The 22265-nt window shown below is 60.2% G+C and carries 19 protein-coding genes; 6 read left to right on the forward strand and 13 right to left on the reverse strand.

All coding sequences use genetic code 11. The features are described 5' to 3' along the window. Positions 1–131 precede the first annotated feature (131 nt). From phoB to KI231_RS29245, 3 genes are all read left to right on the forward strand, one after another. Positions 132–821 carry a phosphate regulon transcriptional regulator PhoB gene (gene phoB, locus KI231_RS29235; protein ID WP_007896474.1) on the forward strand — a complete coding sequence of 230 codons (690 nt, stop codon included), beginning with the start codon at positions 132–134 and terminating at the stop codon, positions 819–821. A gap of 38 nt (positions 822–859) precedes the next feature. Next, positions 860–2182 carry a phosphate regulon sensor histidine kinase PhoR gene (gene phoR / locus KI231_RS29240; RefSeq protein WP_213027007.1) on the forward strand — a complete coding sequence of 441 codons (1323 nt, stop codon included), beginning with the start codon at positions 860–862 and terminating at the stop codon, positions 2180–2182. A gap of 122 nt (positions 2183–2304) precedes the next feature. Next, positions 2305–3645, forward strand: coding sequence for a hemolysin family protein (locus KI231_RS29245; RefSeq protein WP_007920256.1), 1341 nt, complete (start codon positions 2305–2307; stop codon positions 3643–3645). A gap of 182 nt (positions 3646–3827) precedes the next feature. Here KI231_RS29245 and KI231_RS29250 read toward each other — a convergent pair whose 3' ends face one another. The 8 genes from KI231_RS29250 to KI231_RS29285 form a co-directional block, all read right to left on the reverse strand. Beyond that, positions 3828–4724: a peptidoglycan DD-metalloendopeptidase family protein gene (locus KI231_RS29250; protein ID WP_213027008.1), complete on the reverse strand. Its 897-nt coding sequence runs from the start codon at positions 4722–4724 to the stop codon at positions 3828–3830. Positions 4725–4929: 205 nt separating this feature from the next. Beyond that, positions 4930–5886, reverse strand: coding sequence for a response regulator (locus tag KI231_RS29255; RefSeq protein ID WP_201229384.1), 957 nt, complete (start codon positions 5884–5886; stop codon positions 4930–4932). Between the two features lie 180 nt (positions 5887–6066). Next, positions 6067–6828, reverse strand: a complete 762-nt coding sequence (gene phoU, locus KI231_RS29260; RefSeq protein ID WP_007954334.1) for a phosphate signaling complex protein PhoU — start codon at positions 6826–6828, stop codon at positions 6067–6069. Positions 6829–6899: 71 nt separating this feature from the next. Beyond that, entirely contained in the window at positions 6900–7733 is an 834-nt protein-coding gene (pstB, locus tag KI231_RS29265) for a phosphate ABC transporter ATP-binding protein PstB (RefSeq protein ID WP_103302696.1), read from the reverse strand. Between the two features lie 183 nt (positions 7734–7916). Beyond that, positions 7917–9587, reverse strand: coding sequence for a phosphate ABC transporter permease PstA (gene pstA / locus KI231_RS29270; protein ID WP_103302699.1), 1671 nt, complete (start codon positions 9585–9587; stop codon positions 7917–7919). A 16-nt stretch (positions 9588–9603) separates the two neighbouring features. Continuing rightward, positions 9604–11637: an ABC transporter permease subunit gene (locus KI231_RS29275; protein ID WP_213028855.1), complete on the reverse strand. Its 2034-nt coding sequence runs from the start codon at positions 11635–11637 to the stop codon at positions 9604–9606. A gap of 423 nt (positions 11638–12060) precedes the next feature. Continuing rightward, positions 12061–13062, reverse strand: coding sequence for a phosphate ABC transporter substrate-binding protein PstS (locus KI231_RS29280; RefSeq protein ID WP_034152107.1), 1002 nt, complete (start codon positions 13060–13062; stop codon positions 12061–12063). Positions 13063–13309: 247 nt separating this feature from the next. Next, a complete protein-coding gene (locus KI231_RS29285; RefSeq protein ID WP_103302704.1) occupies positions 13310–14608 on the reverse strand; it encodes an MFS transporter in 1299 nt (432 codons plus the stop codon). 377 nt (positions 14609–14985) lie between these two features. On the opposite strand from KI231_RS29285, the gene KI231_RS29290 reads away from it, so the two are divergent. Both KI231_RS29290 and KI231_RS29295 read left to right on the forward strand, forming a co-directional pair. Continuing rightward, positions 14986–15390 carry an acyl-CoA thioesterase gene (locus KI231_RS29290; RefSeq protein ID WP_003229628.1) on the forward strand — a complete coding sequence of 135 codons (405 nt, stop codon included), beginning with the start codon at positions 14986–14988 and terminating at the stop codon, positions 15388–15390. Positions 15391–15448: 58 nt separating this feature from the next. Next, entirely contained in the window at positions 15449–16348 is a 900-nt protein-coding gene (locus tag KI231_RS29295; protein ID WP_213027009.1) for a D-hexose-6-phosphate mutarotase, read from the forward strand. A 171-nt stretch (positions 16349–16519) separates the two neighbouring features. Here the strand turns inward: KI231_RS29295 and KI231_RS29300 are convergent, their stop codons facing one another. The 5 genes from KI231_RS29300 to KI231_RS29320 all read right to left on the reverse strand — a co-directional run bounded on the left by KI231_RS29300 (position 16520) and on the right by KI231_RS29320 (position 20331). Then, positions 16520–17056 (reverse strand): DUF3299 domain-containing protein, encoded by a 537-nt coding sequence (locus KI231_RS29300; RefSeq protein WP_007920225.1) that lies wholly within the window; start codon positions 17054–17056, stop codon positions 16520–16522. A gap of 93 nt (positions 17057–17149) precedes the next feature. Next, positions 17150–17395 (reverse strand): GlsB/YeaQ/YmgE family stress response membrane protein, encoded by a 246-nt coding sequence (locus tag KI231_RS29305; protein WP_007920223.1) that lies wholly within the window; start codon positions 17393–17395, stop codon positions 17150–17152. A 111-nt stretch (positions 17396–17506) separates the two neighbouring features. After that, on the reverse strand, positions 17507–18589 hold the full coding sequence (locus KI231_RS29310) for a 5-(carboxyamino)imidazole ribonucleotide synthase (RefSeq protein WP_047596872.1): 1083 nt from the start codon (positions 18587–18589) through the stop codon (positions 17507–17509). 10 nt (positions 18590–18599) lie between these two features. After that, positions 18600–19091, reverse strand: a complete 492-nt coding sequence (purE, locus tag KI231_RS29315; protein WP_003229641.1) for a 5-(carboxyamino)imidazole ribonucleotide mutase — start codon at positions 19089–19091, stop codon at positions 18600–18602. 331 nt (positions 19092–19422) lie between these two features. Next, a complete protein-coding gene (locus KI231_RS29320; RefSeq protein ID WP_103302709.1) occupies positions 19423–20331 on the reverse strand; it encodes a LysR substrate-binding domain-containing protein in 909 nt (302 codons plus the stop codon). A 180-nt stretch (positions 20332–20511) separates the two neighbouring features. On the opposite strand from KI231_RS29320, the gene aspA reads away from it, so the two are divergent. Beyond that, the gene (gene aspA, locus KI231_RS29325; RefSeq protein WP_103302711.1) at positions 20512–21936 is read left to right on the forward strand and encodes an aspartate ammonia-lyase; all 1425 of its coding nucleotides are present in this window, start codon (positions 20512–20514) and stop codon (positions 21934–21936) included. Positions 21937–22265: the final 329 nt, after the last annotated feature.

Below are 22265 nucleotides of genomic sequence, written 5' to 3' on the forward strand. Positions count from 1 at the left end.
GTCAGGATTCGGACTTAGAGCTTAGTTCAGGATCCGTACAATCGCCGCCGGACTAAAATACTGTCACACGACTGCAATAATTCCGTTATCTAATGCGGCGCAAGACAGTTAAATGACAAGAGGATTAAGGCATGGTTGGCAGGAGCATTCTGATCGTCGACGACGAAGCGCCCATTCGCGAAATGATCGCCGTTGCGTTGGAAATGGCCGGCTATGACTGTCTCGAGGCGGAGAACTCGCAGCAGGCGCACGCCATCATCGTCGACCGCAAACCGGACCTGATCCTGCTCGACTGGATGCTGCCCGGCACCTCCGGCATCGAGTTGGCCCGTCGTCTGAAACGTGATGAGCTGACCGGGGACATCCCGATCATCATGCTCACCGCCAAGGGCGAAGAGGACAACAAGATTCAGGGTCTGGAAGTCGGCGCCGACGACTACATCACCAAACCGTTTTCCCCCCGCGAACTGGTGGCACGCCTCAAGGCCGTGCTGCGCCGCGCCGGCCCGACCGATGGCGAAGCGCCAATCGAAGTCGGCGGCTTGTTGCTCGACCCGATCAGCCACCGCGTGACCATCGACGGCAAACCGGCCGAGATGGGCCCGACCGAATACCGTCTGCTGCAATTCTTCATGACCCACCAGGAACGCGCCTACACCCGTGGCCAGTTGCTGGATCAGGTCTGGGGCGGCAACGTCTATGTTGAAGAGCGCACCGTCGACGTGCACATCCGGCGTCTGCGCAAGGCCCTCGGCGACGCCTACGAAAATCTGGTACAAACCGTGCGCGGCACTGGCTACCGGTTTTCCACCAAGGCCTGAACCGACCGCCAGACTCGCTGACAAGGACCGTATTTCCCGTGAATCAAAACTGGCATGGCACCCTGATTCGCCACATGCTGTTGCTGGTCACCGTTTGCCTGGTGATCGGCCTGATCAGCGGCTACTACGGCTGGAGCCTCGCGGCGGGTCTGGGGATTTACCTGGCCTGGACGCTCAAGCAATTGCTGCGTCTGCACGAATGGCTGCGCCTGCATCAACCCGATGAAGCACCGCCCGACGGCTATGGCCTGTGGGGCGAAGTGTTCGACAGCATCTATCACCTGCAACGCCGCGACCAACGGGTGCGCGGGCGCCTGCAAGCGGTGATCGACCGGGTTCAGGAATCCACCGCAGCGCTGAAAGACGCGGTGATCATGCTCGACAGCGACGGCAATCTGGAATGGTGGAACCGCGCCGCCGAAACCCTGCTCGGCCTCAAGACCCCACAAGACAGCGGCCAACCGGTGACCAACCTGGTACGGCATCCGCGCTTCAAGGAATACTTCGAGCAGGAAAGCTACGCCGAACCGCTGGAAATCCCCTCGCCGACCAATGATCGCGTGCGTATTCAGCTGTACCTGACCCGCTACGGCAACAACGAACACTTGATGTTGGTGCGCGACGTCACGCGCATCCATCAGCTGGAACAAATGCGCAAAGACTTCATCGCCAACGTCTCCCACGAACTGCGCACGCCGTTGACGGTGATCTGCGGTTATCTGGAAACCCTGCTCGACAACGTCGAAGAAGTGAACCCGCGCTGGAGCCGTGCCTTGCAGCAGATGCAGCAACAGGGCGGGCGCATGCAAACGCTGCTCAACGACTTGCTGCTGCTGGCGAAACTGGAAGCCACTGATTACCCGTCGGACAACCAACCCGTGCAGGTCGATACGCTGCTGCAATCGATCAAGAGCGATGCGCAGCAATTGTCCGGTTCGAAAAACCAGCGCATCACCCTCGAAGCCGACGCCAGCCTGCTGCTCAAGGGCAGCGAGGCGGAACTGCGCAGCGCGTTTTCCAATCTGGTATTCAACGCGGTGAAGTACACCCCGGCCGAGGGCAACATCCGCATTCGCTGGTGGGGCGACGATCAGGGCGCGCACTTGAGCGTGCAGGATTCCGGCATCGGCATCGACAGCAAACACCTGCCGCGCCTGACCGAACGCTTCTACCGCGTCGACTCCAGCCGCAACTCCAACACCGGCGGCACCGGCCTCGGCCTGGCCATCGTCAAACACGTGCTGCTGCGCCACCGCGCACGCATGGAGATCAGTAGCGTGCCCGGTCATGGCAGCACGTTTACCTGCCATTTCGCCCCGGCTCAAGTCGCTCAAGCGCGGGCGATCAGCGCCGCCGAGTAAGACCGACCGGCACTCACCACTAGGCAATCGCCATGTCAGCCGCTACATTGGCTGACTTGTGCCTGCCTTTCAGGCGCGGCTTTTACCTCTCTTGAATCACACGGAATCCGCAAAACTCCATCATGGACCCTTCCCCTGGCTTGTCCCTCGCAACAATATTCGCCGATTTCGGCATGATCCTTTTTGCTCTGATCCTGGTTTTGCTCAACGGCTTCTTCGTTGCGGCAGAGTTCGCCATGGTCAAACTGCGCTCGACCCGGGTCGAGGCCATCGCTGATCAGAACGGCTGGCGCGGACACATTCTGCGCACCGTACACAGTCAGCTCGATGCGTACCTCTCGGCGTGCCAGCTCGGTATCACCCTCGCCTCCCTCGGCCTCGGTTGGGTCGGTGAGCCGGCCTTCGCGCACATTCTCGAACCGCTGCTGAGCGCGGTCGGCGTGCAATCGCCGGAGATCGTCAAAGGCGTGTCGTTCTTCACCGCGTTCTTCATCATTTCGTACCTGCACATCGTCGTCGGCGAATTGGCCCCCAAGTCGTGGGCGATCCGTAAACCCGAGCTGCTGTCGCTGTGGACGGCGGTGCCGCTGTACCTGTTCTACTGGGCGATGTACCCGGCGATCTACCTGCTTAACGCCAGCGCCAACGCCATTTTGCGTATCGCCGGCCAAGGTGAACCCGGCCCGCACCACGAACACCATTACAGCCGCGAAGAACTGAAACTGATCCTGCACTCCAGCCGTGGTCAGGATCCGAGCGACCAAGGCATGCGCGTACTGGCCTCGGCGGTGGAAATGGGCGAACTGGAAGTGGTCGACTGGGCCAACTCCCGCGAAGACCTGATCACCCTGGAATTCAACGCGCCGCTGAAAGAAATCCTGGCGATGTTCCGTCGCCACAAGTTCAGCCGTTACCCGGTGTACGACAGCGAGCGCCAGGAGTTCGTCGGCCTGCTGCACATCAAGGATCTGCTGCTGGAACTGGCGGCGCTGGATCACATCCCCGAGTCGTTCAACCTGGCCGAGCTGACCCGTCCGCTGGAGCGCGTGTCGCGGCACATGCCGCTGTCGCAGTTGCTGGAGCAGTTCCGCAAGGGCGGCTCGCACTTCGCCGTGGTCGAGGAGGCTGACGGCAACATCATCGGCTACCTGACCATGGAAGACGTGTTGGAAGTGCTGGTCGGTGATATCCAGGACGAACACCGCAAGGCTGAGCGCGGGATCCTCGCCTATCAGCCGGGCAAGCTGCTGGTGCGCGGCGATACGCCGTTGTTCAAGGTTGAGCGTCTGCTGGGTATCGACCTTGACCACATCGAAGCAGAAACCCTTGCCGGGCTGGTCTACGAGACCCTGAAACGGGTGCCGGAAGAGGAAGAAGTGCTGGAAGTCGAAGGCCTGCGAATCATCATCAAGAAGATGAAGGGGCCGAAGATTGTGTTGGCGAAGGTGTTGATGCTGGATTGATGGGTGTTCTGGGGGCGGTTTCTGTTGTGAGGGGATTTATCCCCGATGGGCTGCGAAGCGGCCCTGAATCTGCATTCGTAGCATTTGACACAACGCATTCAATGGTTTTGGGACGGCTGCGCCCTCCATCGGGGATAAATCCCCTCGCCACAAAAGCCATCCACATCTGATCCCTCGTGTGTTTATTGTTTGCCCAACGCAAAGTTGGGCAACGCCCCTACCGGCTGGTTGAACTGATAGGGAATCGAGACCAGCCCCGCGCCGCTGTTGCGCTGTATTACAAAGTGCAGATGCGGGCCGCTGCTGTTGCCGGTGTTGCCTGACAGCGCCAACGGACTGCCCACCGTCACCCTTTGCCCTTCGCGCACGCTCACCGAGCCCTGCTTGAGATGCAGGTACACGCCCATCGTGCCGTCATCGTGCAGTACCCGAACGAAATTGCCCGACGCATCGTTGCCGCGCCCGCTCTGTGAATTCTCGGTTTTCACCACTACCCCTGCCCGTGCCGCAATAATCGGCGTGCCGACCGGCATGGCGATGTCCATTGCGTACTTGTTTTTCGGCCCGTAGTGGCTGTATTGGCCGTTGGCGCCCTGGCTCAGACGGAACGGCCCACCGCGCCAGGGCAGCGGATAGCGATAACCCTGTGCGGTTCCGGCAGGGTCGCCGAGGGAGTAGTGAAATTGCGGCGTATACACCAGCGGCTGCTTACCGGAAACCGCTGTCAGCAATGCCAGGCGCGTATTACTGCGCGCCGGCAGTACCCGGCGGATGGTTTGCGCCGGTGCGCCACGCACGTTGCTCATTCCGGTAAACGCCAGTGCTACCTCTACGGGCGCATACAGGTCGTTGCGCACAAACACCACGTCGGCGCCCTTCTGCTTCTTGATGTCGAGGTACACCTGCCGCTCGAGGCGTTCGACCATGCGGTCCTGAAACACGAACACCTGCGAGCCTTTGCTCGGACGGTCGCTGTACGAGACCACGCCGTTGGCATCGGTGGATTTGTAAATGGTCATGGCCACAGCCGAGGTGGAGGCCATGAAAAGACCACAGAAAAACAGCAGGCGCGCGAGCATGGGCAAGAGTCTGTCGAAGTAAGGCCTGGAAGAGAGCCTAGCAGCTGAGACAGACCAAGCTAGTCGACAGATGTTTCAAATGATCGTCCCCACGCTCTGCGTGGGGATGCAGCCCGGGACGCTCTGCGTCCCATGCGAGAGGACGCGGAGCGTCCGGTTGAGGCATTCCCACGCAGAGCGTGGGAACGATCAGCGTAAAACTGTGTTACGCGCCCGGAACGAAGTGCTTCTGCGCCGTACCGCGGGCGATCAGACGAGAGATGTAATCGAGTTTCTGCGCGTCCTGATCGACGAAGCGGAACGTCAGTTGCAGCCAGTCGCTGTCGGCTTTCTGCTCGTGGGCGACGATGGCGTGCAGATAGCCATTGAGGCGGGCGATTTCGGCGTTGTCGCCCTGCTCCAGATCGAGCACAGCGCTGTCGAGGATCTGCGGCAGGGTGTCGGTGCGTTTCACCACCAACAGCGCTTCCTTGATGCTCAGGGCCTTGATCACGCACTGCTGGTTGCCGCTTGGCAGGCGCAACTGGCCCTGACCACGACCACCGGCCGGCGCTTTCGACGCGGCAGGTGCCTGCACTGGCGGGCTGTTGAGCAGGCCACGGGACGGCGCAGCGGCGGGTGCCGGCGCAGCAGCGGCAGGCTTGGCGAACGGATTGACCGCAGCGGCCGCCGGAGCGCCACCGACCACGGCAGGCTTGCCGCCCGTCAACGCACTGAGCGAATCATTGCCGAACGCCGAGTTCATCTTGGTCGGTGCGCTGTTCATCAGGGTGTCGAGCTTGCCGACCTTGTTCAGCGCCTGCTTGACCTTGGTCAGCAGTTGCTCGTTGGTGAACGGCTTGCTGACGTAGCCGGACACGCCGGCCTGAATCGCCTGCACGACGTTTTCCTTGTCGCCACGGCTGGTGACCATGACAAACGGCATGGTCTTGAGATTGTCTTGCTCGCGGCACCAGGTCAGCAGTTCGAGGCCAGACATTTCCGGCATTTCCCAGTCGCACAGGACCAGGTCGAAGGCTTCTCTGGCCAGCATCGCTTGAGCTTTTTTACCGTTGACGGCGTCCTCGGTGCGGATCCCGGGGAAGTAGTTACGCAGGCACTTTTTTACCAGGTCACGAATGAACGAAGCGTCGTCCACGACCAACACACTGATCTTGCTCATCCAACACCCCTATAAAAATCCCGGCAAGCATACCGCTTTTACTGATGGCACATTGCCAACAATCTTCAGTCACGCCGGGACTTTTCGTTCGCGGGTGCTGCTTTTGAATTCGATTCTCTTACTCAAGCGCCATAAACAAAAACGCCCAGCCAAAAGGCCGGGCGCTTTTCTCAGGCAATCTTACTTATCGTCAGCATCGCCCGGAACATTAGCGGTTTCGCCGCTTGTGCCTTCAACTTCTTCTTTCATGCGCTTGAGGCCCATGTGGCGCACGTCGGTGCCGCGCACCAGGTAGATGACCAATTCGGAGATGTTGCGCGCGTGATCGCCGATCCGCTCCAGCGAACGCAGCACCCAGATGATGCTCAAGACCCGCGAGATAGAGCGCGGGTCTTCCATCATGTAGGTCGCCAGTTCACGCAGGGCGGTCTTGTATTCGCGGTCGATGATCTTGTCGTACTGCGCCACCGAAAGCGCCAGATCGGCGTCAAAACGGGCAAACGCGTCCAGCGCATCACGGACCATGTTGCGCACCTGGTCGCCGATGTGGCGAACCTCGACGTAACCGCGTGGCGCTTCACCTTCTTCGCACAGCTGAATCGCACGACGGGCGATCTTGGTCGCTTCGTCGCCGATGCGTTCAAGGTCGATCACCGACTTGGAGATGCTGATGATCAGACGCAGGTCAGACGCCGCCGGCTGACGACGAGCGAGAATGCGCAGGCATTCTTCGTCGATGTTGCGTTCCATCTGGTTGATCTGGTCATCGATCTCGCGCACCTGCTGAGCCAGACCGGAATCGGCCTCGATCAGCGCGGTCACCGCGTCATTGACCTGCTTCTCGACCAGCCCGCCCATGGCCAGGAGGTGGCTGCGCACTTCCTCAAGCTCGGCGTTGAACTGCGCGGAGATGTGGTGGGTAAGGCCTTCTTTACTAATCATGTTGGCGTCCTTGGAGCGTCCGGTAAGGTGCGGTGGGCCGCAGCGTCAATACTGTGAGTAACCCGCAACTGTCAGCCATAACGACCGGTGATGTAGTCTTCGGTCTGCTTCTTCGCCGGATTGGTGAACAGGGTATCGGTGTCGCCGAATTCCACCAGTTTGCCCATGTACATGAACGCCGTGTAGTCGGACACCCGCGCGGCCTGTTGCATGTTGTGGGTCACGATGACGATGGTGAACTTAGATTTCAGCTCGTAGATCAGCTCTTCGACTTTCAGCGTCGAGATCGGGTCGAGAGCCGAGCACGGTTCGTCGAGCAGCAGCACTTCCGGCTCCACCGCGATGGTACGTGCGATCACCAGACGTTGCTGCTGACCACCGGACAGGCCGAGTGCCGAGTCGTGCAGACGGTCTTTGACTTCGTCCCACAGCGCCGCGCCTTTGAGTGCCCACTCAACGGCTTCGTCGAGGATGCGTTTCTTGTTGATGCCTTGGATACGCAGGCCGTACACCACGTTTTCGTAGATGGTTTTCGGGAACGGGTTGGGCTTCTGGAACACCATGCCGACGCGACGGCGCAACTCGGCGACGTCTTCGCCCTTGCGGTAGATGTTGTTGCCGTAGAGGTTGATCGCGCCTTCAACACGGCAGCCGTCAACCAGATCGTTCATGCGGTTGAAGGTGCGCAGCAAGGTCGACTTACCGCAGCCGGACGGGCCGATGAACGCGGTCACGCGCTGTTTCGGAATGTTCATGCTGACGTCGAACAGCGCTTGTTTCTCGCCGTAGTAAAGACTCAGGCCGGGTACTTCGATGGCCACGGTTTCCTGCGCCAGGTTCAGGCTTTGCTTGTCGCGGCCCAGGGCAGACATGTTGATGCCGTGGGTATGTGTTTCGTGCTGCATGGGAGGCTCCCTGTGCTAACAAATTCGGTTCGTTGAACCACTGGCCAAACCAGCGGGTAACGCAAATTCAGTTTTTGTCGCGATCCCTGTGGGAGCTGGCTTGCCAGCGATGGCATCACCGCGGTGTAACTGAAACACCGCGTCGCTTGCATCGCTGGCAAGCCAGCTCCCACAGGATTGGTTTTAACTGTCTAGTGCTTTGTATTTTTCGCGCAGGTGGTTACGGATATACACCGCCGAAAGGTTCAGCGTGGCGATCACCAGCACCAGCAACAGCGCCGTGGCGTAAACCAGCGGACGTGCCGCTTCGACGTTCGGGCTCTGGAAGCCAACGTCATAAATGTGGAAGCCCAGGTGCATGATTTTCTGATCCAGGTGCAGGTACGGGTAGTTGCCATCCACCGGCAGCGACGGCGCCAGTTTCACCACACCCACCAGCATCAGCGGCGCCACTTCACCGGCGGCACGGGCCACCGCGAGGATCATGCCGGTCATCATCGCCGGGCTGGCCATCGGGATAACGATCTTCCACAAAGTTTCAGCCTTGGTCGCGCCGAGGGCTAACGAGCCTTCACGCACGGTGCGCGGGATTCGTGCCAGACCTTCTTCGGTCGCCACGATCACCACCGGCACCGCCAGCAACGCCAACGTCAGCGACGCCCAAAGCAGACCCGGCGTACCGAAGGTCGGTGCCGGCAGCGCTTCAGGGAAGAACAAACGGTCGACCGAACCACCGAGTACGTAAACGAAGAAGCCCAGACCGAACACGCCGTAAACGATCGCCGGCACACCAGCGAGGTTGTTCACCGCAATGCGGATGATCCGCGTCAGGGTGTTCTGCTTGGCGTATTCACGCAGGTACACCGCCGCCAGCACGCCGAACGGCGTCACGATCATCGCCATGATCAGGGTCATCATCACGGTGCCGAAGATCGCCGGGAAGATCCCGCCTTCGGTGTTCGCTTCACGCGGGTCGTCCGAGAGGAATTCCCAGATCTTGCTGAAGTAGAAGCCAACCTTGGTGAAGGTGCTCATCGCGTTCGGCTGGTAGGCGTGAACCACTTTGCCCAGACCGATTTCGATCTCTTTGCCGTTGGCGTCGCGAGCGGTCAAGGCATCGCGGTTGAACTGCGCATGCAGATCGGCCAGACGCGCTTCGATATCTTGATAACGCGCGTTCAGCTCGGCGCGCTCGGATTCCATGTCCGCTTGTGCGGTGGCGTCGAGTTTGCCTTCGAGTTCCAGTTTGCGACCGTGCAGACGGATGCGCTCCAGACCTGCGTTGATCGCGCCGATGTCAGTCTTTTCCAGCGACTTGAGCTGTGCAGCGAGGCCGTTCACACGGTTGATCCGCGCCTGCAGCTCAGGCCATGCAGCCTCGCCCTCGGCGATGACTTTGCCGTCCTGTTTGACGTTGACCAGGTAGCCGTAGAAATTGCCCCACTCGCGACGTTCGATCGCCATCAACTCTGGCGGCGTGGTCTGGTTGGTCAGCCACTCGCCGACGATCCAGGTGAAGTCGTTGCCGTTCAAGTCACGGTTGCCGACCTTGATCAGCTCGCGGGTCATGAATTCCGGGCCCTGATCCGGCACTGGCAAACCAGCGCTCTTCAGTCGGGCACGCGGGACTTCTTCCTTCTGTACCACTTCACCGACGACCAGGTGCTGGGCCTGGCCCGGCACGTCGTAACTGGCGTGGATCAGATCCGCCGGCCAGAAGTGACCGAGACCGCGCACGGCAATCACGGCCAGCAGGCCAATGGTCATGATGACCGCGATGGACACCGCGCCACCGCTGATCCAGACGCCCGGGGCGCCGCTCTTGAACCATCCTTTCAGGGAGTTCTGTTTCACAGACTTCTACCTTTGCTTAAAGCGACGAGTATTTCTTGCGCAGACGCTGACGAATCAGTTCTGCCAGGGTGTTCATGACGAAGGTGAACAGCAGCAGCACCAGCGCCGAGAGGAACAGCACGCGGTAGTGGCTGCCGCCGACTTCCGACTCCGGCATTTCCACCGCGACGTTGGCGGCCAGGGTGCGCAGACCTTCGAACAGGTTCATTTCCATGACCGGGGTGTTGCCGGTGGCCATCAACACGATCATGGTTTCGCCGACCGCACGGCCCATGCCGATCATCAATGCCGAGAAGATGCCCGGGCTGGCGGTCAGGATGACCACGCGGGTCATGGTCTGCCATGGCGTGGCGCCGAGAGCCAGCGAGCCGAGGGTCAGGCCACGCGGCACACTGAACACGGCATCTTCGGCAATCGAATAGATGTTCGGGATCACCGCGAAGCCCATGGCCAGACCGACTACCAGAGCGTTGCGCTGGTCGTAGGTGATGCCCAGGTCGTGGGAGATCCACATGCGCATATCACCGCCGAAGAACCAGTTCTCCATGAACGGACTCATGTACAGCGACAGCCAGCCCACAAACAGGATCACCGGGATCAGCAGCGCACTTTCCCAACCGTCCGGGACTTTCAGGCGGATCGACTCAGGCAGGCGACTGAAGGTGAAACCGGCAACCAGGATGCCGATCGGCAGCAGCATCAACAGGCTGAAGATGCCCGGCAAGTGCCCTTCGACATAAGGTGCGAGGAACAGGCCAGCGAAGAAACCGAGGATCACCGTCGGCATCGCTTCCATCAGTTCGATCACCGGTTTGACCTTGCGGCGCATGCCCGGAGCCATGAAGTACGCGGTGTAAATCGCGGCGGCAACGGCCAGCGGTGCAGCCAGCAGCATCGCGTAGAACGCGGCTTTCAGGGTGCCGAAGGTCAGCGGCGACAGGCTCAGTTTCGGTTCGAAATCGGTGTTGGCGGCGGTCGATTGCCAGACGTATTTAGGCTCGTCGTAGTTTTCGTACCAGACCTTGCTCCACAACGCGCTCCACGAAACTTCCGGGTGTGGGTTGTCGAGCAGCAGCGGTTGCAGCTTGCCGCCGGCTTCGACGATCACCCGGTTGGCGCGTGGCGACAGACCGAACAGGCCTTGGCCTTCCACTACCTGATCAACCAGCAAAGTGCGGTGCGCGGTGCTGTGGAACACGCCGAGCTTGCCGCTGGCATCGAGGGCGAGGAAGCCTTTGCGGCGTTCTTCAGCAGTGATTTCAACGATTGGCGTCGTGCCCATCTGGAAGGTGCGGATCTGCTTCAGACGCAACTCGCCATCGGTATCGCGGGCCATGAACCACTGGGCCAGACCACCCTTGGAGTCACCGACGATCAGCGAGATACCACCAACCAGTTGCGTGGTCGCGGTGACTTCGGCGTCAGCGTTTTCCAGCAGTTTGTAGCGGCCGTTGAGGCTCTTGTCGCGCAGGCTGAACACGTCGGCCTGGGCACGCCCGTTGACCACGTACAGCCATTGCTGGCGCGGGTCGACGAAGATGTTTTTTACCGGTTCAGTCATCTGCGGCAGATCGATGCGCTTCTGCTCGTTGGTGACTTCGCCGGTCATCATGTTTTCTTCGCTGGTCAGCGATAGAACGTTGAGTTGCGAACCGGTCGAACCCACCAGCATCAGCGTTGTGTCGGTCGCGTTGAGGCTGACGTGCTCCAGCGCACCGCCGGCTTCGTTCAGCGCGATCGGCGTCTCGCCGTACGGGTATTCGATGGCCGGGGTGATGGTTTTCTTGCCGTCGGGGTAGCTGACTTTATAGGTGTGACGGAACACCAGCGCCTGGCCGTTGGACAGACCGACAGCTACCAGCGGATGACCTGGCTGGTCTTCGCCGATGGAGGTTACGGTAGTGCCGGCCGGAACCGGCAGATCGACGCGCTTCAATTCAGCGCCATTGTCGATGTCGAAGAACAGTGCCTGACCCTTGTCGGAAACGCGCATCGCCACCTGATTCTGCTCTTCGAGCGAAATCATCAGCGGCTTGCCGGCGTCCTGCATCCACGCGGGAGTAATGGCATCTTTCGCAGTCAGGTCGGCACCTTTGAACAGCGGCGCAACCACGTAGGCGAGGAAGAAGAAGATCAGGGTGATGGCTGCCAGCACCGCGAGACCGCCAACGAGGACGTACCAGCGGGTGAAGCGATCCTTGAGCGCGCGAATGCGGCGCTTGCGTTGCAGCTCAGGCGTATTGAAATCAATGCGCTTGGGAGGATTAGTAGTCATGTGGGAATTGGCCAGATCATTCATGCGCTCACCCTAGCGATCCTGTATGACAGAAAGATGACAGTGCAGTGACGCAGCAAATCCACCGCCAGCAAGACTGGCAGAGGATCGAAAATTTGAGGTGTGGAAAAGGCCGGCCTGCAAGCAGATCCGGCCTTTTTCCTTGAGTCCGGCGGGGTTCACCCCGGACTCAATTTGTTACTTCTTTGCGACTTCAGCGCCGCCTTCTTGCAGACCCAGGTCAGCCAGTGCTTTTGCAGCAACCTTGGCTGGCAGCGGGATGTAGCCGTCTTTCACTACAACTTCCTGGCCCTGTTTGGACAGAACCAGTTTCACGAACTCAGCTTCCAGCGGAGCCAGAGGCTTGTTCGGGGCTTTGTTCACGTACACGTAGAGGAAACGCGACAGTGGGTACTTGCCGTTCAGGGCGTTCTCTTCGGTGTCTTCGATGAAGTCAGTGCTGCCTTTCTTCGACAGAGCAACAGTCTTCACGCTGGCGGTTTTGTAGCCGATGCCCGAGTAACCGATGCCGTTCAGCGAGGAGCTGATCGACTGCACGACCGAAGCCGAGCCTGGTTGTTCGTTGACGTTTGGCTTGTAGTCGCCTTTGCACAGGGCTTCTTCTTTGAAGTAGCCGTAGGTGCCGGATACCGAGTTACGGCCGAACAGTTGCACTGGCTTGTTGGCCAGGTCGCCGGTCACGCCCAGGTCGCCCCAGGTTTTCACGTCGGCTTTGGCGCCGCACAGACGAGTGGACGAGAAGATCGCATCAACCTGTTCCATGGTCAGGTGCTGGATCGGGTTGTCTTTGTGTACGAACACCGCCAGGGCGTCCACGGCAACCGGAATAGCGGTTGGCTTGTAGCCGTATTTCTGTTCGAAGGCCGCCAGTTCGGTGTCCTTCATCTTGCGGCTCATCGGGCCCAGGTTGGAGGTGCCTTCAGTCAGCGCAGGTGGCGCAGTGGCGGAGCCAGCGGCCTGAATCTGGATGTTTACGTTCGGGTATTCTTTTTTGTAGTTCTCAGCCCAGAGGGTCATGAGGTTGGCCAGAGTATCGGAGCCGACGCTGGACAGGTTGCCCGACACACCAGTGGTCTTGGTGTAGCTCGGGATAGCAGGGTCAACAGCGGCGAACGCGTTGGCAGTCGCAACGCCAGCAGCGACAAAAGTCATTGCCGCCATCAAACGCTTCAGTTTCATGCCTTACTCCTAGCAGATAGGGTGTGTTAAGTCGGGGCCAAGTATCAGCAGGCCGTGTGAACACTCTATGGCTGAAATATGACAATTGGATGAAAGGCCAGCATGTCGCGACAGATCGTTCCCACGCTCTGCGTGGGAACGCCGCCATGGACGCTCTGCGTCTGCATTGAGAGGTGACGCGGAGCGTCGCGGGATGCATTCCCACGCGGAGCATGGGAACGATCAGACAGCTACAAATAGCTCGGAATCAGCGACCCTTCTTCCAGAGCCACGCACCCACCAGAATCCCCACCGTGCACAGCACCGCCACATAGTAGGCCGGGCCCATCGCGCTTTCTTTCAGCAACAGGCTGACCACCATTGGCGTCAGGCCGCCGAAGATCGCGTAGGCAACGTTATAAGAGAAGGACAAACCGCTGAAGCGCACCACCGGCGGGAACGCTTTAACCATCACATACGGCACCGCACCGATGGTGCCGACCAGGAAACCGGTCAACGCGTACAGCGGGAACAGCCAGGTCGGGTGAGCGGCGAGGCTGTGATAGAAGGTCCAGGAGCTGATCAGCAAGCCAAGGCAACCGAATACGAACACGCGTCCGGCGCCAAAGCGATCCGCCAACGCACCGGAGATGATGCAGCCGATGCTCAAAAAGACGATCGCCAGACTGTTCGATTGCAACGACTCTGTCGGCGTGAAGTGGTAGACCGTTTGCAGCACGGTCGGGGTCATCAATATGACTACGACGATGCCAGCGGACAGCAACCAGGTCAGCAGCATCGAGATCGCAATCGCACCGCGATGGTCGCGCAGCACTGCGCGCAACGGCACTTCTTCAGCCAGCGCCTTGCGTTGTTGCAGTTCGGCGAACACCGGGGTTTCGTGCAGCCAGCGGCGCAGGTAGACCGAGAACAGGCCAAATACACCACCGAGCAGGAACGGGATCCGCCAGGCGTAATCGGAAACCTCGGCAGGCGTATAGATGCTGTTGATCGCGGTGGCGACCAGCGAGCCGAGCAGAATACCGGCGGTCAGGCCGCTGGTAAGGGTGCCGCAGGCATAACCCATATGTTTCTGCGGCACGTGTTCGGAAACGAAGACCCACGCCCCCGGCACTTCACCGCCAATCGCCGCGCCCTGAATCACGCGCATCAACAGCAGAAGAATCGGCGCCCACAGGCCGATCTGCGCATACGTTGGCAGCAGCCCCATGATCAAGGTCGGCACGGCCATCATGAAAATGCTCAGGGTGAACATCTTCTTGCGACCCAGCAGATCGCCGAAGTGCGCCATGACGATACCGCCCAGCGGCCGTGCGAGGTAACCGGCGGCGAAGATGCCGAAGGTCTGCATCAGGCGCAGCCACTCGGGCATGTCGGCCGGAAAGAACAGCTTGCCGACCACGGTGGCGAAGAACACGAAGATGATGAAATCGTAGAATTCCAGCGCACCGCCGAGGGCGGACAGCGACAGAGTCTTGTAGTCGTTGCGAGTCAATGGTCGTGCGGGTTGCTCGGGCTGCGCGAGGCTCGAAGGCGCTGTGGTCATGGCAAGGGCTTCTCTTATAGTCGGATCTACCGCCACAACAACGCTGGCTGTGACTTGGGCAGGTTCGGCACCATAGCAAATTGTTCGAAAAAGCACATAGAGGCGCGTATTTGACGGTCGAAATGAGAACCGGATGGTCGTCGTGGAGTCTACCGACCGATATACTCGCAACCTTGCTCCGGTTTGTAGGGGGTTGCTGTGCGAAAACGTCGTTGGCCCGGCCTTGGCTCGGGATTAGCCGGTTTCGCAGAGTTTCTCCTTAGGCGCCTGATGGAAAACGTGACGAACGTAGAATGTTCGGTGCTGAATCGTTTTTCCCGAAGACGGCTACCACCAGCAATACCAACGAAGAGTCACGGGTCAGAGGCACCCCCGGCATGATAGAGCTCGAACAAGAAGATCCGATCCCGCAAGGCGACCTGGCCCTGCAAATCACTGCACTCCCACGCGAAACCAACGGCTTTGGCGATATTTTCGGCGGCTGGCTGGTAGCGCAGATGGATTTGGCCGGCACCGCAATGGCCAGCCGCGTGGCCGGCGGTCGCGTCGCCACGGTTGCCATCGACCGCATGGCGTTCCTCGTGCCTGTGGCGGTCGGTGCGCAATTGTCCTTTTACACCCAGACCCTGGAAATCGGTCGCAGCTCGATCCAGATGATGGTCGAAGTGTGGAGCGACGATCCGCTGTCCAGCGAGTGGCGTAAAGTCACCGAGGCGGTGTTTGTCTTCGTCGCCATCGACGGCAGCGGCCGCACTCGCTCGGTGCCGCCACGCGCACGTTAAACATCGCGGCCGATTTGCGGTCGATAGTCGTCCCAAGTGTCTGATCGAGAGCTGTCCCATGAACACGCCCAACGTTGAAGCCGTGAAACTGGATGAACTGAACTGCTGGCGCATTCGCCACGGTCAGGCCGAAGTGCTGGTGGCCCAGCAAGGCGCGCACATCCTCAGTTATCAGATCGACGGCCAGCCGCCGATTATCTGGCTCAATGACAAGGCGGTGTTCAAGGCGGGCAAAAGCATCCGCGCCGGCGTGCCGGTGTGCTGGCCGTGGTTCGGCGTCTTCGAGCGTAATCCGCAGAGCGTGAAAGCGATGCGCGTCAGCGAAGAACCGGCGCAGGCTCACGGTTTTGTCCGGGCGATGGATTGGGAGCTGGGCGGCATCGAAGCCGAAGACCATGGCGTCAAGGTTGAATTCAAGCTGCCTTATCCGGAGGGCGGCTTCCCGGGCTGGCCGCATCAGGTCGATCTGACGCTGACCCTGCACTTGAATGACCAGTTGCACATCAGCCTGACCAGCCATAACCGTGGCGCCGAAGACGTCAGCATCAGTCAGGCGCTGCACACGTATTTCGCCGTCAGCGATGTACGCAATGTGCAGGTCGAAGGCGTGGATGGTCTGGATTACATCGAGACCCTGGACAACTGGAACACCCACGCGCAGACAGGCGACCTGCAGTTTGCCGGCGAAACCGACCGTATCTACCTGAATGCTCCGCCGCGACTGAGCATTGTCGATCCGGCCTGGGAGCGGCGTATCGTGCTGACGGCCACCGGCTCGCGCACGGCGGTGATCTGGAATCCGTGGATCGATCGCGCGGCAGCATTCAGCGACATGGATAACGATGGCTGGCAGCGCATGCTGTGCATCGAGACGGCGAACGTGATGGATGATGTGGTGAATCTGGCATCGGGTGCGAGCCATACGATGGGTGTCAGCATCGGCAGCAAACCGCTCTGACCAACCCCGCAGTACCAATGTTGGAGTGAGCCTTTGTGGTGAGGGGATTTATCCCCGATGGCCTGCGGAGCAGGCCCCTGTTCTTGATTCAAAAGCGGGGTCGCTTCGCAACCCATCGGGGATAAATCCCCTCGCCACAGGGGCTGGCACACAGTTGTTTCGTGGTGACTGTTAAAGATCCGACTCTTGCACCACCCGCACCTTGTCGGCCTCCAGCGCATACGCCGCATCAGCCAGATCATTGCTGACTTTCTCGACTTTCAGCGTGCCGGTGACCCACAGCGGCGTGTAAATATCGTCCAGTTTCAAACCCTTCGGATAACGCACCAGCACCAGTTGATTCGGTGGCGGTGGCGGCACGTGGATGCAGGCGCCCGGGTACGGCACGAGGAAGAACAGCGTGCTGCGGCCCTTGGCATCGGACTCCAGCGGCACCGGGTAACCACCGATGCGAATATGCTTGTCATTCATCGACGCCACGGTTTTGGTCGAATACATCACCGCCGGCAGACCTTTGGCCTGCTTCATCCCGCCCTTCTCGGTGAAGGTGCCGGTGGCTTCCGGGGAGTTGTGGTCGATTTCAGGCATGGCCTCGAGGGCCTTTTGGTCCGACTTGGGCATCAGTTCCAGCCAGTCGGTTTCCGGCAGTTCGCCGGCGTGGGCCAAACCGCTGCCCAGAAAAAGGAGAGTCAACAGAAGACGGCGCATGAAGGTGCTCGGTATGGAAAGAAAGGAACAGTGAATCGCCGAGCATTCTAGCCCTCCCTGCCGCGTAGGCAGAGAGGGCTTTGTCGCTTTGGATCAGTTCTTTTTGATCAGGCCGTAGATCACCAGCAACACGATCGCGCCGACCAGTGCGCCGATGAAGCCTGCACCCTCGCCCGCGTGATAGATGCCCAGAGCCTGGCCGCCGTAGGTGGCCGCCAGCGAACCGCCGATACCGAGCAGGATGGTCATGATCCAGCCCATGCTGTCATCGCCCGGTTTCAGGAACCGAGCCAGCAGGCCGACGATCAAGCCGATAAAGATGGTTCCGATAATTCCCATGGCATTTCCCTCTGATTTGGTAGATATGCGAAAGACTAGCCAGTGTTTCGCATCCTGCCATGAGAGAACGGCGGCCCCTGAATGGTTCCGCCGCTGCCACATGAAACTGTTTTACTCGGCGATCAGCGCTTCGACCTTGACGATCTGCGCCTGAAGGGTGGCCATGTCGGCGCAGCGCAGGTTGGCGTGACCGACCTTGCGCCCGGCCTTGAAGGCCTTGCCGTAGTGATGCAAATGGCAGTCTTCGATGGCGATGACTTTCTCCACCGGCGGAACCACGCCGATGAAGTTGAGCATCGCGCTCTCGCCGACCTTGGCCGTCGAACCCAGCGGCAGACCGGCAACGGCGCGCAGATGGTTTTCGAACTGGCTGCACTCGGCGCCTTCGGTGGTCCAGTGCCCGGAGTTGTGCACGCGCGGGGCGATTTCGTTGGCCTTGAGGCCACCATCGACTTCAAAGAACTCGAACGCCATCACGCCGACGTAATCCAGCTGTTTGAGCACACGGCTGGAGTAGTCTTCAGCCAACGCCTGCAACGGGTGATCGGTACTGGCGACCGACAGCTTGAGGATGCCGCTGTCGTGGGTGTTGTGCACCAGCGGATAAAACTTCGTTTCACCATCACGGGCACGCACGGCGATCAGCGAGACTTCACCGGTGAACGGCACGAAGCCTTCCAGCAGGCAGGCAACGCTGCCCAGCTCGGCGAAGGTACCAACCACATCTTCTGGCTTGCGCAGGACTTTCTGGCCCTTGCCGTCGTAACCCAAAGTGCGGGTTTTCAGCACGGCCGGCAGGCCGATCGAAGCGACGGCCGCATCCAGATCGGCTTGCGACTGAATGTCGGCGAAGGCCGGAGTCGGGATGCCCAGATCCTTGAACATGCTCTTTTCGAACCAGCGGTCGCGAGCAATGCGCAGAGCTTCGGCGCTCGGATAAACCGGGACGAATTGCGAGAGGAACGCGACAGTTTCCGCCGGGACGCTTTCGAACTCGAAGGTCACCAGATCGACTTCATCGGCCAATTGGCGCAGATGATCCTGATCGCCGTAGTCGGCCCGCAGGTGTTCGCCCAATGCGGCCGCACAGGCGTCCGGCGCAGGGTCGAGAAAAGCGAAGTTCATGCCCAGCGGAGTGCCCGCCAGGGCCAACATGCGGCCCAACTGGCCGCCACCGATTACACCGATCTTCATCTCAACAACCTCAGGCAATACGTGGGTCTGGATTGTCCAGGACGCTGTCTGTCTGCTCGGCACGGAAGGTTTTCAGTACCGCGTGGAACTGTGGATGCTTGGCGCCGAGGATGCTTGCCGAGAGCAGCGCGGCGTTGATCGCGCCGGCCTTGCCGATGGCCAGGGTGGCGACCGGAATGCCGGCTGGCATCTGCACGATCGACAGCAGCGAATCGACGCCCGACAGCATCGACGACTGCACCGGAACGCCCAGCACCGGCAGGTGGGTCTTGGCCGCACACATGCCTGGCAAATGGGCCGCGCCACCAGCACCGGCGATAATCACCTCGATGCCGCGGCCTTCAGCCTCTTCGGCGTACTGGAACAGCAGATCCGGGGTGCGGTGGGCAGAAACCACCTTGACCTCGTACGGGATGCCGAGCTTTTCCAGCATATCGGCGGTGTGGCTAAGGGTGGACCAATCGGACTTGGAGCCCATGATCACGCCAACCAGTGCACTCATCGTCGCGCCTCTTCTCTCTGGGCGCCCGCAGGCGCGTCAAAAACAACAAGCCACGCAGGATTGCGTGGCTTGATTGTACGAAAAATGGCCGGACGTACCGGCCGAAGGCCGCGCAGTATACCGCAATGAAAGCAATAAACAGCCCCCATCGCGACCATCTGTCATCTGCCGCAAAAGCCCGGTTTTATTGACTTGCAGGTCAGCGCCAAGACATCACTTTGATCGCTGTGGGAGCTGGCTTGCCAGCGATGGCGTCAGACCAGTAAACAGAGAGGGTGACTGACACACCGCATCGCTGGCAAGCCAGCTCCCACAGGATTAGTTGCCGGGTTCAAGATCCGTGCGCAGCTCCGCCTTCGAGCTTGCGCCACAACAGGCGCACATTGGCCTTGCGCACCAGCGCGCAGCGGTACAAGCGAATCTCCAGCGGCACATGCCATTGCGGGCCGCCGCAGACGACGAGTTCACCCCGTGCCAGTTCGGCACGCACGCTCAACTGCGGCACCCAAGCGATGCCGAGGCCTTCCAGCGCCATGCTCTTCAGGCTGTCAGCCATCGCCGTTTCATAGATCGTGGTGAAACGCAGCTGACGCTGGCGCAGCAAACCGTTCACCGAACGCCCGAGAAAGGCGCCTGCGCTATACGCCAGCAACGGCACGCTGGCCTCGCCTTCCAGATCGAACAGCGGCTTGCCGTCGGCATCCGCCGCGCACACCGGGAGCATTTCGGTCTGGCCCAAGTGCAGCGACGGGAAGATTTCCGGGTCCATCTGCATGGCCGCGTCCGGGTCGTAGAACGCCAACATCAGATCGCAACCGCCCTCACGCAAGGCATGCACAGCGTCACCGACGTTGGTCGCGACGAGTCGCGTGGCGATGTTCAAACCTTCATTGCGCAGTTGCGCGATCCAGCGCGGGAAAAAGCCCAGCGCCAGCGAGTGCGCCGCAGCGACCTGCATCACCTCGCCCTGCCCGCCTTCCAGATGATGCAGATGGCGCAGCACTTCGCCGAGCTGTTCGACCACGGTGCGCGCGGTTACCAGAAACAACTGCCCTGCAGCCGTCAGTTCGACCGGCGTACGCGAGCGATTGACCAATGTCAGCCCCAACGCCGCTTCCAGGCTGCGAATCCGTCGACTGAACGCCGGTTGCGTCACGAAGCGCCGTTCGGCTGCCTGCGAGAAGCTGCGGGTGGCGGCCAGAGCACTGAAGTCCTCGAGCCATTTGCTTTCCAGATTCATCACGTCCTCCCGGACACGCACCAAAACAGGTCACACGTCTGCCGCGCACGCGGCGTCACACGGGCATTATGCCGAATGCGCATAGGGCAGTGCTTAACAGCATTGGCCCAAAAATTCCCACAAGCCTAGCATTCGCAGCGTTCCGGCACAGACCGGGTCCATATCGAGATGATTTCTATCATGTCCTCCGCTGCATCTTTCCGCACAGAAACCGACCTGCTTGGCGCCCTCGACGTACCCGCTCAAGCGTATTACGGCATCCAGACCCTGCGAGCGGTGAACAACTTCCGCCTCTCGGGCGTTCCGATTTCGCATTACCCGAAACTGGTTGTCGGCCTGGCAATGGTCAAACAGGCCGCTGCTGACGCCAACCGCGAGTTGGGTCACCTGAGCGAAGCCAAGCACGCCGCCATCAGCGAAGCCTGTGCACGATTGATCCGCGGTGATTTCCACGAAGAGTTCGTGGTCGACATGATTCAAGGTGGCGCCGGTACTTCCACCAACATGAACGCCAACGAAGTGATCGCCAACATTGCGCTCGAAGCAATGGGTCACCAGAAAGGCGAGTACCAGTACCTGCACCCGAACGACGACGTGAACATGGCGCAGTCGACCAACGACGCTTACCCGACGGCCATCCGCCTGGGTCTGCTGTTGGGTCACGACACCCTGCTCGCCAGCCTCGACAGCCTGATTCAGGCATTCGCGGCCAAGGGTGAAGAATTCAACCACGTCCTGAAGATGGGCCGTACCCAGCTGCAAGACGCCGTGCCGATGACCCTCGGCCAGGAATTCCGTGCTTTCGCCACCACCATGGGCGAAGACCTGGCCCGTCTGAAGACGCTGGCCCCGGAACTGCTGACTGAAGTAAACCTGGGCGGCACCGCGATCGGTACCGGCATCAACGCCGACCCGCGCTATCAAGCGCTGGCTGTTCAGCGCCTGGCGCTGATCAGCGGTCAACCGGTAGTACCGGCGGCCGACCTGATCGAAGCGACTTCCGACATGGGCGCCTTCGTGCTGTTCTCCGGCATGCTCAAACGCACCGCGGTCAAGCTGTCGAAGATCTGCAACGACCTGCGCCTGCTGTCCAGCGGCCCACGCACCGGCATCAACGAAATCAACTTGCCGGCGCGTCAGCCAGGCAGCTCGATCATGCCCGGCAAGGTCAACCCGGTAATCCCGGAAGCCGTCAACCAGGTGGCATTCCAGGTTATCGGTAACGACCTGGCGCTGACCATGGCAGCCGAAGGCGGCCAACTGCAACTGAACGTGATGGAGCCTTTGATCGCCTTCAAGATCTTCGACTCGATCCGCCTGCTGCAACGCGCCATGGACATGCTGCGCGAGCACTGCATCGTCGGCATCACCGCCAACGAAGCGCGCTGCCGTGAACTGGTCGAACACTCGATCGGTCTGGTCACCGCATTGAACCCGTACATCGGCTACAAAAACGCCACCCGCATCGCCCGTATCGCTCTTGAAAGCGGCCGCGGCGTGCTGGAACTGGTGCGCGAAGAAGGCCTGCTCGACGAAGAGAGTCTTGCCGACATCCTGCGCCCGGAAAACATGATTGCTCCGCGTCTGGTTCCGCTCAAAGCCTGAGCCGACGCGTTACTTGTTGCACCGCTCACCAGGTCGAGGGACTAGACACCTCTCACCTTTTGAGGGCTTGGGGATATTTCCCCAGGCCCTTTTTTTTAACTTTCTGATCCTGAGACCCGTATGTCTGGGGATTGCTTCATGTGGAAACAGGCCCTTGTGGCGAGGGGATTCATCCCCGATCGACTGCGAAGCAGTCGCAAAACCCTGCCACGCGATGTTCCTGATACAGCGTGATTACAGGTTTTGGGGCCGCTACGCGGCCCATCGGGGATAAATCCCCTCGCCACAGGGTTTGAGTCAACAGAGAAGCGGCTCCCGCACAAACCCGA

The sequence above is a fragment of the Pseudomonas sp. Seg1 genome, from assembly GCF_018326005.1.
Lineage (GTDB): Bacteria > Pseudomonadota > Gammaproteobacteria > Pseudomonadales > Pseudomonadaceae > Aquipseudomonas.

What these genes read in the sequence shown, in the direction of transcription:
- KI231_RS29280 (WP_034152107.1), bottom strand. Translation starts at nt 13,062, where the DNA reads ATGAAACTGAAGCGTTTGATGGCGGCAATGACTTTTGTCGCTGCTGGC.
- aspA (WP_103302711.1), top strand. Translation starts at nt 20,512, where the DNA reads ATGTCCTCCGCTGCATCTTTCCGCACAGAAACCGACCTGCTTGGCGCC.
- phoB (WP_007896474.1), top strand. Translation starts at nt 132, where the DNA reads ATGGTTGGCAGGAGCATTCTGATCGTCGACGACGAAGCGCCCATTCGC.
- phoU (WP_007954334.1), bottom strand. Translation starts at nt 6,828, where the DNA reads ATGATTAGTAAAGAAGGCCTTACCCACCACATCTCCGCGCAGTTCAAC.
- KI231_RS29255 (WP_201229384.1), bottom strand. Translation starts at nt 5,886, where the DNA reads ATGAGCAAGATCAGTGTGTTGGTCGTGGACGACGCTTCGTTCATTCGT.
- KI231_RS29305 (WP_007920223.1), bottom strand. Translation starts at nt 17,395, where the DNA reads ATGGGAATTATCGGAACCATCTTTATCGGCTTGATCGTCGGCCTGCTG.
- KI231_RS29290 (WP_003229628.1), top strand. Translation starts at nt 14,986, where the DNA reads ATGATAGAGCTCGAACAAGAAGATCCGATCCCGCAAGGCGACCTGGCC.
- KI231_RS29310 (WP_047596872.1), bottom strand. Translation starts at nt 18,589, where the DNA reads ATGAAGATCGGTGTAATCGGTGGCGGCCAGTTGGGCCGCATGTTGGCC.
- KI231_RS29320 (WP_103302709.1), bottom strand. Translation starts at nt 20,331, where the DNA reads ATGAATCTGGAAAGCAAATGGCTCGAGGACTTCAGTGCTCTGGCCGCC.
- pstB (WP_103302696.1), bottom strand. Translation starts at nt 7,733, where the DNA reads ATGCAGCACGAAACACATACCCACGGCATCAACATGTCTGCCCTGGGC.
- KI231_RS29285 (WP_103302704.1), bottom strand. Translation starts at nt 14,608, where the DNA reads ATGACCACAGCGCCTTCGAGCCTCGCGCAGCCCGAGCAACCCGCACGA.
- purE (WP_003229641.1), bottom strand. Translation starts at nt 19,091, where the DNA reads ATGAGTGCACTGGTTGGCGTGATCATGGGCTCCAAGTCCGATTGGTCC.
- KI231_RS29275 (WP_213028855.1), bottom strand. Translation starts at nt 11,637, where the DNA reads ATGCAGGACGCCGGCAAGCCGCTGATGATTTCGCTCGAAGAGCAGAAT.
- KI231_RS29245 (WP_007920256.1), top strand. Translation starts at nt 2,305, where the DNA reads ATGGACCCTTCCCCTGGCTTGTCCCTCGCAACAATATTCGCCGATTTC.
- KI231_RS29295 (WP_213027009.1), top strand. Translation starts at nt 15,449, where the DNA reads ATGAACACGCCCAACGTTGAAGCCGTGAAACTGGATGAACTGAACTGC.
- KI231_RS29250 (WP_213027008.1), bottom strand. Translation starts at nt 4,724, where the DNA reads ATGCTCGCGCGCCTGCTGTTTTTCTGTGGTCTTTTCATGGCCTCCACC.
- KI231_RS29300 (WP_007920225.1), bottom strand. Translation starts at nt 17,056, where the DNA reads ATGCGCCGTCTTCTGTTGACTCTCCTTTTTCTGGGCAGCGGTTTGGCC.